At 57.7% G+C, this 12682-nt stretch carries 13 protein-coding genes; 5 read left to right on the top strand and 8 right to left on the bottom strand.

Annotated elements, in window-relative coordinates:
- The first annotated feature begins 35 nt into the window (after positions 1-35).
- The gene (locus G6L28_RS02630; protein WP_174062234.1) at positions 36-548 is read left to right on the top strand and encodes a glycosyl transferase; all 513 of its coding nucleotides are present in this window, start codon (positions 36-38) and stop codon (positions 546-548) included.
- Between the two features lie 10 nt (positions 549-558).
- On the opposite strand, the gene moaB is transcribed toward G6L28_RS02630, so the two are convergent.
- From moaB to G6L28_RS02650, 4 genes are all read right to left on the bottom strand, one after another.
- Positions 559-1104, bottom strand: coding sequence for a molybdenum cofactor biosynthesis protein B (gene moaB, locus G6L28_RS02635; RefSeq protein WP_174062235.1), 546 nt, complete (start codon positions 1102-1104; stop codon positions 559-561).
- Positions 1101-2012 (bottom strand): 4-(cytidine 5'-diphospho)-2-C-methyl-D-erythritol kinase, encoded by a 912-nt coding sequence (locus G6L28_RS02640; RefSeq protein ID WP_174062236.1) that lies wholly within the window; start codon positions 2010-2012, stop codon positions 1101-1103. The genes moaB and G6L28_RS02640 overlap by 4 nt, the downstream gene beginning before the upstream one ends.
- A 6-nt stretch (positions 2013-2018) precedes the next feature.
- Complete coding sequence (locus G6L28_RS02645; RefSeq protein WP_174062237.1) at positions 2019-3860, bottom strand: tetratricopeptide repeat protein; 1842 nt, start codon at positions 3858-3860, stop codon at positions 2019-2021.
- A 265-nt stretch (positions 3861-4125) separates the two neighbouring features.
- Positions 4126-5142, bottom strand: a complete 1017-nt coding sequence (locus G6L28_RS02650; protein ID WP_174062328.1) for a polyprenyl synthetase family protein — start codon at positions 5140-5142, stop codon at positions 4126-4128.
- Positions 5143-5258: 116 nt separating this feature from the next.
- Between G6L28_RS02650 and G6L28_RS02655 the strand changes: the two genes are divergently transcribed.
- The 4 genes from G6L28_RS02655 to G6L28_RS02670 all read left to right on the top strand — a co-directional run bounded on the left by G6L28_RS02655 (position 5259) and on the right by G6L28_RS02670 (position 7439).
- Positions 5259-5489 (top strand): DUF2007 domain-containing protein, encoded by a 231-nt coding sequence (locus tag G6L28_RS02655; protein ID WP_174062238.1) that lies wholly within the window; start codon positions 5259-5261, stop codon positions 5487-5489.
- Between the two features lie 6 nt (positions 5490-5495).
- Positions 5496-6287 (top strand): tRNA1(Val) (adenine(37)-N6)-methyltransferase, encoded by a 792-nt coding sequence (locus G6L28_RS02660; protein WP_174062239.1) that lies wholly within the window; start codon positions 5496-5498, stop codon positions 6285-6287.
- An 85-nt stretch (positions 6288-6372) separates the two neighbouring features.
- Complete coding sequence (locus tag G6L28_RS02665) at positions 6373-7230, top strand: S49 family peptidase (RefSeq protein ID WP_174062240.1); 858 nt, start codon at positions 6373-6375, stop codon at positions 7228-7230.
- A 14-nt stretch (positions 7231-7244) separates the two neighbouring features.
- On the top strand, positions 7245-7439 hold the full coding sequence (locus tag G6L28_RS02670) for a hypothetical protein (RefSeq protein WP_174062241.1): 195 nt from the start codon (positions 7245-7247) through the stop codon (positions 7437-7439).
- A gap of 121 nt (positions 7440-7560) precedes the next feature.
- Here G6L28_RS02670 and G6L28_RS02675 read toward each other — a convergent pair whose 3' ends face one another.
- The 4 genes from G6L28_RS02675 to G6L28_RS02690 form a co-directional block, all read right to left on the bottom strand.
- A complete protein-coding gene (locus G6L28_RS02675; RefSeq protein WP_174062242.1) occupies positions 7561-9492 on the bottom strand; it encodes a DUF2207 family protein in 1932 nt (643 codons plus the stop codon).
- A 284-nt stretch (positions 9493-9776) separates the two neighbouring features.
- Positions 9777-11036, bottom strand: coding sequence for a 3-phosphoshikimate 1-carboxyvinyltransferase (locus tag G6L28_RS02680; protein ID WP_174062243.1), 1260 nt, complete (start codon positions 11034-11036; stop codon positions 9777-9779).
- Between the two features lie 42 nt (positions 11037-11078).
- Positions 11079-11630: a LemA family protein gene (locus G6L28_RS02685; RefSeq protein WP_174062244.1), complete on the bottom strand. Its 552-nt coding sequence runs from the start codon at positions 11628-11630 to the stop codon at positions 11079-11081.
- 75 nt (positions 11631-11705) lie between these two features.
- Positions 11706-12662: a glycine--tRNA ligase subunit alpha gene (locus tag G6L28_RS02690; protein WP_174062245.1), complete on the bottom strand. Its 957-nt coding sequence runs from the start codon at positions 12660-12662 to the stop codon at positions 11706-11708.
- Between the last annotated feature and the right edge of the window lie 20 nt (positions 12663-12682).

Raw genomic sequence — 12682 nt, forward strand, 5'->3', positions numbered from 1 at the left:
CACGGAATAGGGATCAGGCGGGCGAAACGGGGTTTATGCTAACAGTCATCATGCAATGCCGGGATCAAGAGCCCGAACTCGCCCACACGTTATCTGCACTGGTGTCCGGTGCGGTGGAAGGCTTGATCAGCGACGTCATTATTCTCGATCATGGCTCCAGTGACGGTTCGGCGCGGGTGGCAGAAGCGGCGGGATGCCGCTTTCACGACCAATGGAACGCCGGTGAGATCATCACTTCGGCGCGGGGTGAATGGATTTTACTGATGGAGCCCGGCAGCCGTCCGCAGACGGGATGGATCGACGACATTCTTGAATATGTGGCGCTGAACAAGGTGCCTGCGCGGTTTGCGCCTTCACGTCACTACCGGCCATCATTCCTGCAACGCCTGAAACGACGCAGCCATTCGCTGGAGTTCGGATTGCTGCTGCGCAAGCAGGAAGCTGTGGCATTGGCGCAGAATGGCATGGCCTTGGATGAATTTCCTAAAGCCATGAAGGCGCGACGGCTCAGCGCTGAACTCATCCCGGCATCGGCGCTGAGACGCTGAAACGGGCAGTTCAGACTTTCGCAGCCCCGCGCTTTAAATGTTCATCCAGCCTCGGCATGATTTCCACGAAATTACAGGGTGTGTGGCGATAATCGAACTGAGCCTTCAAAATTCCGTCCCATGCATCCTTGCAGGCTCCGGGAGAGCCCGGCAGCACGAAAATGAAGGTGCTGTTGGCAAGGCCAGCTGTCGCCCGTGACTGGATGGTCGAGGTGCCGATTTTGTCGTAAGAAATGCGATGAAACACTTCCGAAAAACCGTCCATGCGCTTCTCGAATAGCGGCTCGAGCGCTTCCGGGGTGACGTCCCTGCCGGTAAAACCGGTTCCGCCGGTGGTAATGACGACATCGATCTCGCTTGAGTGTGTCCACCCTTCGACCGTGTCGCGAATGGCTGCCTTGTCGTCGGGTACGATTGCCCGATCTACCAGAACATGCCCGGCATCCGTGATGCGCTGAGCCAGCGTATCGCCGGATTTATCATCCGCAGGCGTGCGTGTATCCGACACGGTCAGAACCGCGAAACCAACAGGAATGAATGGCTTGCCTTCGCTCATGGGAACACCTTCGTTTTTGTCGTCGTGGCTTCAACGTACCAGTCTGGCTTTCGTTCGCGAATGCGCGCCGACGCTTCTTCGGCCTTTTCCTGTGTAGCGAACAGTCCGAAACATGTCGCACCGGAGCCAGACATGCGCACCAGTTCGGCCCCTTGGTCGGACAGCGCCTGCAAAATCTCGTTGATGACTGGCAGCAGTGTAGCGGCAGGCGGCTGAAGATCGTTTCGCATTTGACCGAGAAGCGGAAGCCAGTGTGTATCTGGATCGTCTTCGATCTGCGGCAAGGGTGCGTTATTCTTGGTTTCAAGCAATCCAAAGATCTGCGGCGTCGAGACGGCCTGTAACGGATTGACCAGCACCATCGAAAAACTCGGAAGATTGGCGAGAGGGGTGATCTTCTCCCCAATTCCGCGTGCGATAAGCGGTGTACTGGCCAGACACATGGGCACATCGGCGCCGAGTTTCAGTGCAAGCGAATCGAGCTCTTTGGTTGGCAGCGAAAGACCCCAGTGGCGTGAAAGACCGCGCAGTGTTGCTGCCGCATCCGCCGAACCGCCACCGATGCCGGATGCGACTGGAAGATTTTTCTCCAGATGGATGGAGACAGGCGTGGCGATAGGTAAGCCGCTGGCATCCACCGAAATTCGCAACAGATCACGCGCTCTCAGGACGAGGTTGTTGCCGGCATCTCCATCTTCAAGAAGCTCTGCAAAAGGGCCAGAGATAGAAAACCGATCGTCTGGCGCATCCTGAATACGGATGACATCTCCCGCTTCGGTGAATGTCACCAGCATTTCGAGAAGATGATAACCGTCAGCCTGCTGACCTATCACATGCAGGGCGAGATTGACCTTTGCCGAAGCGGCCTCGATTGTCTCGACCGCTTCCTTTTGATCATGCACAGGCATAAAGCGTCAGGATTTCTTGTCCGGCACGGGCGCAGGCGTTGCCGGTGGAGGCGGGGTCTGCTCTTTCTTGGCAGTGTTTTCCGCTTCCTTCTCCAGCGGTGGCAGGCCGTTGGCAATCTTTTCCTTCACCTTGGCCTTGTCCACATCATCGCTATCGCCGATCAGCGCGCGGTTCCACTGATAGACGGCTTCAAGCTTGCGCCCGACGCGCCAGTAGGCATCGCCCAGATGGTCATTGATGGTGGGGTCACCGGCACGAAGCTCGATGGCGCGTTCCAGTTCCGTCACCGCTTCATCGAAAGCGCCGAGGCGATAATGCGCCCAGCCCAGTGAATCGACGATGTAGCCGTCATTGGGACGAAGCTCCACGGCGCGGCGGATCATGTCGATCCCCTCATCGAGGTTGATGTTCTTGTCCACCCAGGAGTAGCCCAGATAATTCAAGACCTGTGGTTGTTCCGGGTTCAGCTCCAGCGCCCGCTTGAAGCTCGGTTCGGCCTTGTCCCACTGCTTCAGGCGCTCATAGGCAATGCCGCGCTGGAAGAAGATCGTCCAATCGGCCTTGTTCGGCACGGCACCGATCACTTCGACGGCCTTGTCATAATTTGCCGCCATTGCGGCATAGTCCTTGGCGTCGGAAAGGACAGAACCATAGGCCAGATAGGACCGCAGGTCCGCAGGATCGGATTCCAGCAGCGCCTTCAGGTGCTGGCGCGCCTCGTCCACCCTTTCGGTCTGTGCAAGGGTCAAGCCCAGCTGCAATTCGGAAATTCGGTGCATGGGCGAATCAGCAGGCACTTCGCGATAGAACTGAATGGCGCGTTCCGGCTGCTTTTGCGCTTCGGCAAGACCACCAAGTAGAATAAGCGTATCGGCGCTTTGCGGGTCCAGTGCGCGAGACGTTTGGAGGTAGAGCGTGACGATCTCTTCCGCGCCTTCGCGGTTGAGCGCGCCAGCAATGGAGAACATCACGGAGGCAGCGCCTTCGACAGCGGTTTGAACCTGCTGGTCCGGCTTGTCGCCCTTTTCGATGCTCTGACGCAGCGCCTTCAGGGGGGCATAATTTGGCGCAAAACCATCGCCGACAGCTATCGTGTCCAGTGCTTTCTGCTTGTTGCCAGCCTTGGCCTCAAGACGGGCGAGCGCCATGACGGCGCGCATGTAAGTGTCTGTGGCGGTCGCGCCGCCCTCGCGGTCTGCCACGGCCTCACCGAGGCTCTTGCGCGCGGCTTCCGTGTTCCCGGTCACGAGCGCAATGGCACCGGCATTGTATTTCTGGAAAATGGAAAACCAGCCCGGGCCTTTCATGCCGTTGACCAAGGCAAGCGCTTCCTTGCCTTTGCCAGATCCGGCGCGTGCCCATGCGGTCAAAAGCGTGTTGACCATACGGTCGAGATCGTTCGGGCCGCTATATTTCAGGATCTTTTCAGCGGAGGAAAATTCCTTGTTCTTGATGGCGGCAAGGGCGCGAACGATGGTCGTCACGCGCTCGACGGTCGAATCGTCCTTCAGCGAATCGGCAATTTTCGCACCGGCATCGAAATCGCCGCTGAGCAGCTGTGCGATCATCAGGCGCTGGCGGATCTCGTTGTTGGCCGTATCGAAGTCCAGCGCCTTCTTGTAGAGCGTTATCGCGGTGGCATAATCCTGATCGACATCGGCCGTGCGCGCTGCGAGAAATGCTCCGGAGAATGTGTCGACCTTGGACGGATCGAACGTCACGATCTCGTCTGCCTTTTTCTCGGCAGGCTTCGTCTCAGCCTGTGCAGCGGCTATGCCCGCACCCACGGTCAGGGCGGCAATGAAAGCTGCGCTGCAGAAAAGACGAAATGCTGGTTTGCGCCGCATGAAGGAACCTTTGCTCTTGTGCTTGTTGCACTAAAAAATCAGTTTCCCGCCTTACAGTTCGGGGCAAAAAGCTCTGCACCGGCACGCTGTAACGCTTGAATCGAATTGTAACGCCGAACCGGAATCAATTCAGGCAATCATGCATCACGTCATGACAGAATGGCTTTTTTGAAGCAGCCCTGCAAGAAAATCCACGCCTGAGTTTGGATTTATAAGACGCTGCCGCCGCAGAGAGAAGCGTCCCTGCTGCAACGACACGATTTCATCAATTGACGCGCTCGATGCAGAAGTCGATGACTTCCATCAACGCATCTTTCCAAGGGCTCTTCGGCAGGGGAGCCAGCGCATCGCGGGCAATGGTGCCGTAGTGATTGGCGCGGGTGATGGTATCCGCCAGACCCTTGTATTTCTTGATCAGGCCGAGCGCTATTTCCAGGTTGTCATCCGTACTTTCACCCTGTTCGATGGCGCGCTTCCAGAATTCGCGCTCCTCAACGGTGCCGCGGCGATAGGAAAGAATGACGGGAAGCGTGATCTTTCCTTCGCGGAAGTCATCACCCGTATTCTTGCCCAGATCGGCTGATTTGCCACCATAATCCAGCACGTCGTCCACCAGCTGGAAGGCAAGACCAAGGTTCATGCCGTAGGATTTCAAAGCGCTGCGGGTCGCCTTGTCCGTCTTGGCAACGATCGGGCCGACTTCCGCTGCAGCGGCAAAGAGAGCTGCCGTCTTGGCGCGGATCACCTGAAGATAGTCGTCTTCCGTCGTTTCCATGTTCTTGGCGACGGAAAGCTGAAGCACTTCACCCTCGGCAATCACCGAGGCAGCGGTAGACAGCACGTCGAGGGCATCGAGCGAGCCGACATCCACCATCATGCGGAAGGCCTGACCCAGCAGAAAGTCGCCGACGAGGACGCTCGCCTGATTGCCCCAGATGGTGCGCGCGGTGGATTTTCCGCGACGAAGATCGCTTTCATCCACCACGTCATCATGCAGAAGAGTTGCCGTGTGCATGAATTCGACGCTGGTGGCGAGCTTGATGTGATGGTCACCATTATAGCCGAACATGGAGGCGGAGGCGAGCGTCAGCATCGGGCGAAGGCGCTTGCCGCCGGAAGAGATGAGATGGTTGGCCACTTCCGGAATCATCTGCACATCTGAACCCGCTCTCGAAAGAATAAGCTGGTTGACGCGTTCCATGTCAGGTCGGGTCAGGTCGACAAGCGGCTTGACGGATGCGAGTTTGTTTTTGCTTTCTTCAAGCGGTATGACGACGCCCAACGGACCGGACTCCTGTTCGAATTTGGGTTTGACAATAGAAAGCGACAGAGTTGGCGGCAAGGGGCGAATTGCCACGCGCCGTTCAAAAACGTGGGAATTCTGATGGAAACTTACCTATGCGTGAATTGATCCGTACAAACGACGCCGTTCTGCTCTCTTTTGCGGAAAGTCTTATGAAAGACGCTGGCGTCCATTGCCTTGTCGCCGATCAGGGCATGAGTATTCTGGAGGGCTCGCTCGGCCTTTTGCCGCGTCGTTTTCTGGTTGAGGAGGACAGGGCGGATGAGGCCCGCCGAATTCTGATCGATGCCGGCCTTGCCGACGAACTGCGCGACGAAGAGGGCTGAAACGCCATGACGTCGGAGACTGTCGATGCATTCCACCGGGGCCGGTTTCACCTTGTCCAGCCGAAGGGCAGGGGGCACCGGGCGGGCATGGACGCGATGCTGCTGGCCTCGCTCGTCGCCGATGAAAAGGCGTGCCGCGTGGCAGATCTTGGCGCAGGCGCTGGTGCTGCCGGAATGGCGGTGGCTTCGCGTCTGGAAACGGCTGAAGTGACGCTCTTTGAGCTTTCAGACGAGATGGCCGATTTTGCCAGACGCAGCATCGAGCGACCGGAAAATGCCGCCTTTGCGGGTCGCGTATCGGTCAGGCAGGCCGATGTCACGCTGCGCGCGGATGCAAGGGTCGCTGCAGGCCTCATGGACGGGCATTTCGATCATGTCATCATGAACCCGCCCTATAATGATGCGGGAGATCGTAAAACGCCGGATGCGCTGAAAGCTGCCGCCCATGCGATGACGGACGATCTCTTCGAACATTGGATCCGCACCGCAGCCGCCATCCTGGTGCCTGGCGGTCAGCTTTCGCTCATCGCAAGGCCGCAGTCGATTGCAGACATCATGTCCGCCTGCGGTCGCCGCTTCGGTGGACTGGAATTTACGCTCATTCACCCAAGGCCCGGCGAAGACGCCGTCCGCATGCTGATGACTGCCATCAAAGGCTCACGCGCGCGCCTCACCTTCCGCGCCCCTCTGATTATGCACGAGCACGACAGCCACGCCTTTGCGCCCGAGGTGGATGATTTGAGTAACGGGCGGGCAGCATATTTGCGAAATGATCTGAAGAGTAAGCCCGGAACTTAAGCCTGGTAAATTATCCTTGTGCGCCATTGTGTTTGCCCCGGCGATACATACATCCCTCTTCGAGCTAAACGGACAAGAGGATGAAATGGCGGAGTTTTTGAAGCGTCTGGTGCCCAAGCGGTTTCGCAAGCAGGAATTGATCGTGCCGGTGGTGCGCATGCAGGGTGCGATCATGGCAGGCGGAAGCCAGTTTCGTCCAGCGCTCAATCTGGCATCTTACGCGCCGCTGCTGGACAAGGCGTTCAGCATGAAGGACGCTCCGGCGGTCGCCATTTCGCTGAATTCTCCCGGTGGTTCGCCGGTCCAGTCGCGCATGATTTACAACCGCATCCGCCAGCTTGCAGAAGAGAAGAACAAGAAGGTTCTGATTTTCGTGGAAGATGTCGCGGCCTCCGGCGGCTACATGATTGCATTGGCGGGCGACGAGATCATCGCTGATCCCACGTCCATCGTCGGCTCTATCGGCGTGGTTTCGGGCGGCTTCGGTTTCCCGGAAATGCTGCGCAAGATCGGGGTCGAACGTCGCGTCTACACGGCTGGCGAGAACAAGGCGATTCTCGATCCGTTTCAGCCAGAGAAGGAAGGCGATATCGAATATCTGAAGTCGCTCCAGCTCGAAATCCATAAGGTTTTCATCGAGATGGTGCAGATGCGCCGTGGCTCGAAACTCAAGGACGACCCGGCACTGTTTTCGGGCCTGTTCTGGACGGGGATGCGCGGACTAGACCTCGGTCTGATCGACGGGTTGGGCGACATGAAGGATGTCCTTCGCCGACGCTATGGCGAAAAGGTCAAGCTGCAACTGATCAGCGGCGGTCGCAGCCTTTTCGGCAAGAAGGTGCCAGGGGTTGATCTTTCCGCGAATTCCATTGCCGCATCCGCAGTTTCGGGACTTGCGGATGTCGCCGAAGAAAAGGCATTGTGGGCCCGTTACGGATTGTGATGGACGGAAAATAGATGGCCCAGATTATTACGCTCGCCCTGCTCGTGTTCGGGGCGATCATTCTTTACAAGCGCTTCATCAAGGACGCCGAAAAGCTTTCCGCGAAATCCAGACGGCAGGAAAAGGAACGCCAGACCGGTGCTGCCGGCACGCTCATCAAGGACCCTGAAACCGGTGAGTACCGGGTCAAGAAGGAAGATGAGGTCTAAGGCTTTTTCAGCGATAGTGCGGAGCGGTTTCGTAACCGGACGATGCGTTAAAACAACAAGCTAGAGCATTTTCGTTTTTCAAAGAAGGGCGGAAATGCTCTAGGAACACGAGTGGCGCGGCTCACCAGCCCCCACCGCCTCCACCCCCGCCACCAGAGCCGGAAAACCCACCACCGCCGGAAAAGCTGGACGAAGACGAACTTGTCGTCTGCTGCGGAATAGTCGAAGCGATGGTGGATGCCATGGACGACGAAAATCCGCCGATCCGGTCTCCAAAATTGGTTGCGCTGCCACCGACATACCAGCCTGGCGTATAGGTGGCAGCGGCTCCCGCTGCGGCATTTGCCAGCCATGTCTCGAACGTCCGGCTCCAGGGCTTTTCTACGCCAAGCGCCACCGCATAGGGAAGCAGCGTCTCGAAATGCTGTGGTGACATTTCCGGGGCGCCCTGCATTTTCATTCGATCCCTCTCAGCAACAGTCAGATAGAGGCGTAAGCCCTCTATTCCGTCCATCAATTTACGGCCGAGCGGCGTTGGTGCGCCCATCAGGAAGATAAAAAGCACGTTGATGAGGACAATCAGGCCAATCGCCACCACCGCCAGCGAATTTGTGTCATGGACATGATCGAAGAAGAATTTTGCCGCCAAGCCTATGATAAATACAAAACAGAGGAAGCCAGAAACGGCCATGAACACGATACTGACGATGCGTGAGGCTACGGGTGCGCCCCGCTTTCGCGACTTGCCGAAGATCGCCGCACCTACCGAGAAGAACACGGAGGCAAAACTCAGTGCGACGACCGTGCCGACATCATTTTCGTCAAACCCGCCAATAATCATCGTGGCAAGAACAATCATGATGCTCAGAAAAACCCCGCAGACGATATAGACGAGGTTGCTTTTGTAATATTTGCCGCGATGTTCCTTTTCGATGGCCGAGCGAAACTGTTCACCGATATGCTCCACCTTTAGGCCGTTCGCTGCGCTGATTTGCAGGCTGTCGCCCGGCCCTCCGATGGACGCGAGCAGCGAACGCTGCCCCGATGGAAGACTGTCTTCGATCTTCCTGGTCGTGCGGCGAATGATGATGGATTTCTTGAGATCTTCCAGCGTGACGTAACCCTTTACGGCAAGGTCGAGTGCCGTTGCTGAAATCGCGCTCCATCCCGCTCCGGAAAATCCCCGATTATCGATGTAGTTGACCAGCGCGGGCGAAACACCCTCAGGTGCATCCCATCGCGGCACGATGATGCCCGCTGCCGGGTTTCGCCCCACAGCCGCCCACGCCTTGAAATAATAGCCAAGGACCAACAGCAGCCCGATTCCTGCGACGATTAAGCCCAGATTATCCCGCAGCCACCAGCGCCGCTGCTGCTCCGCCGAAGGCACGTCGATGGCACCTTTTGGTAGCTTCACGGCAATCGTCATGTTTTCGCCTTCCTGATAGGGGCGAGTGGAGGCAAAAAACACCTCGTTACCTTCCGTCAAGATGCGCGCATCTCGACGCTTGCCACCGAAAGCCCCTGTAAACACTGCCGTTTCTGTCGGGCTCACGCCTTGCGGCAACGAAACAGTCGCGGATATTTCGCGCATCGGAAACTGCCAGCCGGTGCCGGTCACGTTCCAGGTCAAGTCGTCGTAGGCGTCGAAGTAACGAATCTGACGGTCGGTGGTGTAGGTGATCTGGAAAATGTGCTCTCCAGTGGAGAGAAAACGGTCTGCATTGCCCGTGTAGATGCGGATGCCGCCATCGATCGTTTCCGTACGCCAGTCCTCCGGCGCTCCGTCGCGCTCCACGGAAACCACTTCGAACCCGACTTTGGTGCGGTTGCCATTCTTGTCCAGCGCATAGAGCGGAAAATCGCGGAAGATACCGCGCTTGATGCGATTGCCTTCCGCCCGCGCATTGATGGTTTCCGTCACCGTCAATGTGCCGTTCTTCGCAACGTCGATGATGGAGTGATAGGACAGGATGAACTCTTCGGCGAAGGCCGGAAGCGTCGTGGCGATGAAGACGAAAAGCGCGAGAATTCGGGCGATGATGGTCTTCACGAGTGCGGTTCTCCCTTTGGCCTTTTCCTCATTCGCGTCTCAGCAAGCAGCGGCACCCCTCACCAAGAAAACCTAGGACTTCGCTTTGCGAAGATCGAGGTTTTCTATCCTCTCCCACAAGGGGGAGAGGAAAAAACGTCGCACCCTTTCGGCTTACTCAAGCTGTAGTGGAAACCAGAGCGATGCCGCAGGTTACCTCTACCCTTGTGGGAGAGGAAGAAAAATCATGGTCTTAGCTTCAGCTAAGTCATAGATTTTTCAGGTGAGGGGTTAGTCTCCGCAACTTACTTATCCACCTCATCATACTTCACACCCAAAGACCCCAATGCCTTCCAATACCCCGGATAGGTTTTGCCCACACAAGCCGGGTTCTGAATGCCGATGCCCCTAGTCTTCAGCCCGGCAAGCGCAAAGCTCATGGCAATGCGGTGATCATGAAACGTGTCGATAGATGCCTTTACCGTCTGCCCCGCGAGAGCAGGATCGGCATGCACGATCAGATCATCACCGTCTTCATGCGCCAGACCGTCCCTGATCTGGTTGAGGCCAAGCGACAACGCGCGGATGCGATCGCACTCCTTCACGCGCAGATTGGCGATACCGACGAAGCGGACGGGCGTGTTGTTGTAGGCGGCCAGCACGGCGATGGTCGGAATGGCGTCCTGCATCTGGCTGCCGTCGATTTCGGCGGGCAGATCGGGAAACTGCGCCATCACCGCATGCGCCTTGGCATCCGGCTGGGTGAAGGCGTCCGCAGGCATGCCGATATCGATCTTGCCGCCGGTCAGCAGTTCCGTGCCCCAGAGATAGGTCGCAGCCGATGCATCCGGCTCGATGTGGAAATCGGTGGCCTTGTAGCCGGTGGGGTGCACGCGCCAGATGGCGTTGCTGATACGCTCTACCTTCGCGCCGAAGGCTTCCATGGCAGACACAGTGAGGTCGATGTAACCCTTCGCGCCGATGTCCTCACCGGCCAGAATGATATCGAAAGTCTGCGCGCCACAGGGGGCCGCCATCAGCAGGGCCGATACATACTGGCTGGAGAGATTGCCATCGATGGTGACGCTCTCTTTCGTAAAGCCCTTGCCGTTTCCCTTCACCGTTACCGGCGGGCAGCCGGTCGGCGCTTCGGCGTCGATGCCGAGCGCGGTCAGCGCGTCCACCAGCGGCTTGATCGGGCGCTTGCGCATATGCTCGTCACCATCGACAACCACGGTGCCGTCGACGGATGCGACGGCGGCGGTGAGGAAGCGCGTGGCCGTGCCGGCATTGCCGAGGAAAAGCGGTTTGTCCGGTGCGGTCAGAACGCCCTGACTTTCCACCACGAAGCTTGTCGCATCCGGCTCCGTCACCTTCACGCCCATGGCGCGCAAGGCTTCGGCCATATACAGCGTGTCGTCGCTTTTCAGCGCGCCGGTGAGAACGCTTCTGCCCTTGGCCAGACCCGCCAGCAGCAGTACACGGTTGGTGATGGACTTGGAGCCGGGAGGCTCGACCTTGCCGGAAAGCGGGTGGTTTGGCGGGGTGATGGTCAGTTCGATCATGTCTTTATCGTCTTCTCGCCAGCTTTTTCACTGGCATTGCAATTAGAATTTAACGGAAGGAACGGCGCGATCCGCCTCATTGGTGATCTCGAAATAGGGCGCTTTGGCAAAGCCGAACTGGCCCGCAACGAGGTTGGAGGGGAAGCTCTCCACCTTCACATTCAGGTCGCGCGCAGAACCGTTATAGTAACGGCGCGACATCTGTATCTCGCTTTCGAGTGTTTCCAGAGATCGCTGCAATTCCAGAAAGTTTTGGTTCGCCTTCAGGTCCGGGTAGGCTTCCGCCAGCGCGAACAGTTTGCCGATGGCCTGCCCGAGTAAGCCTTCCGCCTGCGCACGGCCCTCGACATCACCGGCCGGCACGGCCTGCGCGCGGTTGCGAAGATTGACCACCTCTTCGAAGGTGGTCTTTTCATGGGCCGCATAGCCCTTCACGGTTTCGATGAGGTTGGGGATGAGGTCGGCGCGACGCTTCAACTGAACGTCGATGCCCGACCAGGCCTCTTCCTTCATCTGCCGTGCTTTGACGAGGCCGTTATAGATGAAGACGACATAAAGCGCGATTGCCGCGACGATGGCCAATGCGATGAACATGCAAGCTTCCCCCTCATGAAAACCCCAACGAGCCGAATACCTCGGCCCGTCATCATCACCTGACTACTTATAACGTCAGGCCGCGTCTTTATTCCAATTCACACCACCGGCATCCGTCATCAGGAACGCTTCGCCGCAAGCCTTGGAAAGCGTGCGAACGCGCAGAATGTAACTCTGGCGCTCCGTCACAGAAATCACACCGCGCGCATCCAGCAGGTTGAAGACGTGGGATGCCTTGATGCACTGGTCGTAAGCTGGAAACACGCATTTATGCAGCATCTGGTTGGCGTTATCACCGGGAGCACCAGCGGCGAGCAGCGCCTGACACTCCTTCTCGGCATCGATGAAGTGGCGATGCAGCATGGCCGTATCGGCATATTCGAAGTTATGGCGCGAATATTCCTGTTCTGCCTGCAGGAAGACATCGCCATAGGAAATCTTCTCGTCGCCTTCGCGGCCATTGAAGTTCAGGTCGTAGACATTGTCCACGCCCTGCACATACATGGCCAGACGCTCGAGACCATAGGTCAACTCACCGGCAACCGGCGAGCATTCGATGCCGCAAACCTGCTGGAAGTACGTGAACTGCGACACTTCCATGCCATCGCACCAGCATTCCCAACCCAGACCCCAGGCACCCAGCGTCGGGCTTTCCCAGTCGTCTTCCACGAAGCGCACATCATGCAGCAGCGGGTCCAGACCGATGGCCTTCAGCGAACCGAGATAAAGCTCCTGCAAGTTTGAAGGGTTCGGCTTCAGAATGACCTGATACTGGTAATAATGCTGCAACCGGTTCGGGTTCTCACCATAGCGACCATCGGATGGACGGCGCGACGGCTGCACATAGGCGGCCTTCCACGGCTTGGGTCCAAGCGCGCGCAGCGTCGTGGCCGGGTGAAACGTGCCCGCACCCACTTCCATATCGTAAGGCTGCAAAACGGCGCAGCCCTTGTCCGCCCAGTAATTATGCAGCGTCAGGATCAGCGCCTGAAAGGAACGCTTCGGGTTCATATGGTCTGGAACGTCGGTCATTGCGGTCTTCACGGTCAAGA

This window comes from Agrobacterium larrymoorei, from assembly GCF_013322225.1.
Classification (GTDB): Bacteria; Pseudomonadota; Alphaproteobacteria; order Rhizobiales; family Rhizobiaceae; genus Agrobacterium; species Agrobacterium larrymoorei_A.

Bases quoted from the DNA above. Each gene is read 5' to 3' on its own strand.
- G6L28_RS02630 (WP_174062234.1), top strand. From the start codon at position 36: ATGCTAACAGTCATCATGCAATGCCGGGATCAAGAGCCCGAACTCGCC.
- moaB (WP_174062235.1), bottom strand. From the start codon at position 1,104: ATGAGCGAAGGCAAGCCATTCATTCCTGTTGGTTTCGCGGTTCTGACC.
- G6L28_RS02640 (WP_174062236.1), bottom strand. From the start codon at position 2,012: ATGCCTGTGCATGATCAAAAGGAAGCGGTCGAGACAATCGAGGCCGCT.
- G6L28_RS02645 (WP_174062237.1), bottom strand. From the start codon at position 3,860: ATGCGGCGCAAACCAGCATTTCGTCTTTTCTGCAGCGCAGCTTTCATT.
- G6L28_RS02655 (WP_174062238.1), top strand. From the start codon at position 5,259: ATGCGTGAATTGATCCGTACAAACGACGCCGTTCTGCTCTCTTTTGCG.
- G6L28_RS02660 (WP_174062239.1), top strand. From the start codon at position 5,496: ATGACGTCGGAGACTGTCGATGCATTCCACCGGGGCCGGTTTCACCTT.
- G6L28_RS02665 (WP_174062240.1), top strand. From the start codon at position 6,373: ATGGCGGAGTTTTTGAAGCGTCTGGTGCCCAAGCGGTTTCGCAAGCAG.
- G6L28_RS02670 (WP_174062241.1), top strand. From the start codon at position 7,245: ATGGCCCAGATTATTACGCTCGCCCTGCTCGTGTTCGGGGCGATCATT.
- G6L28_RS02680 (WP_174062243.1), bottom strand. From the start codon at position 11,036: ATGATCGAACTGACCATCACCCCGCCAAACCACCCGCTTTCCGGCAAG.
- G6L28_RS02685 (WP_174062244.1), bottom strand. From the start codon at position 11,630: ATGTTCATCGCATTGGCCATCGTCGCGGCAATCGCGCTTTATGTCGTC.
- G6L28_RS02690 (WP_174062245.1), bottom strand. From the start codon at position 12,662: ATGACCGACGTTCCAGACCATATGAACCCGAAGCGTTCCTTTCAGGCG.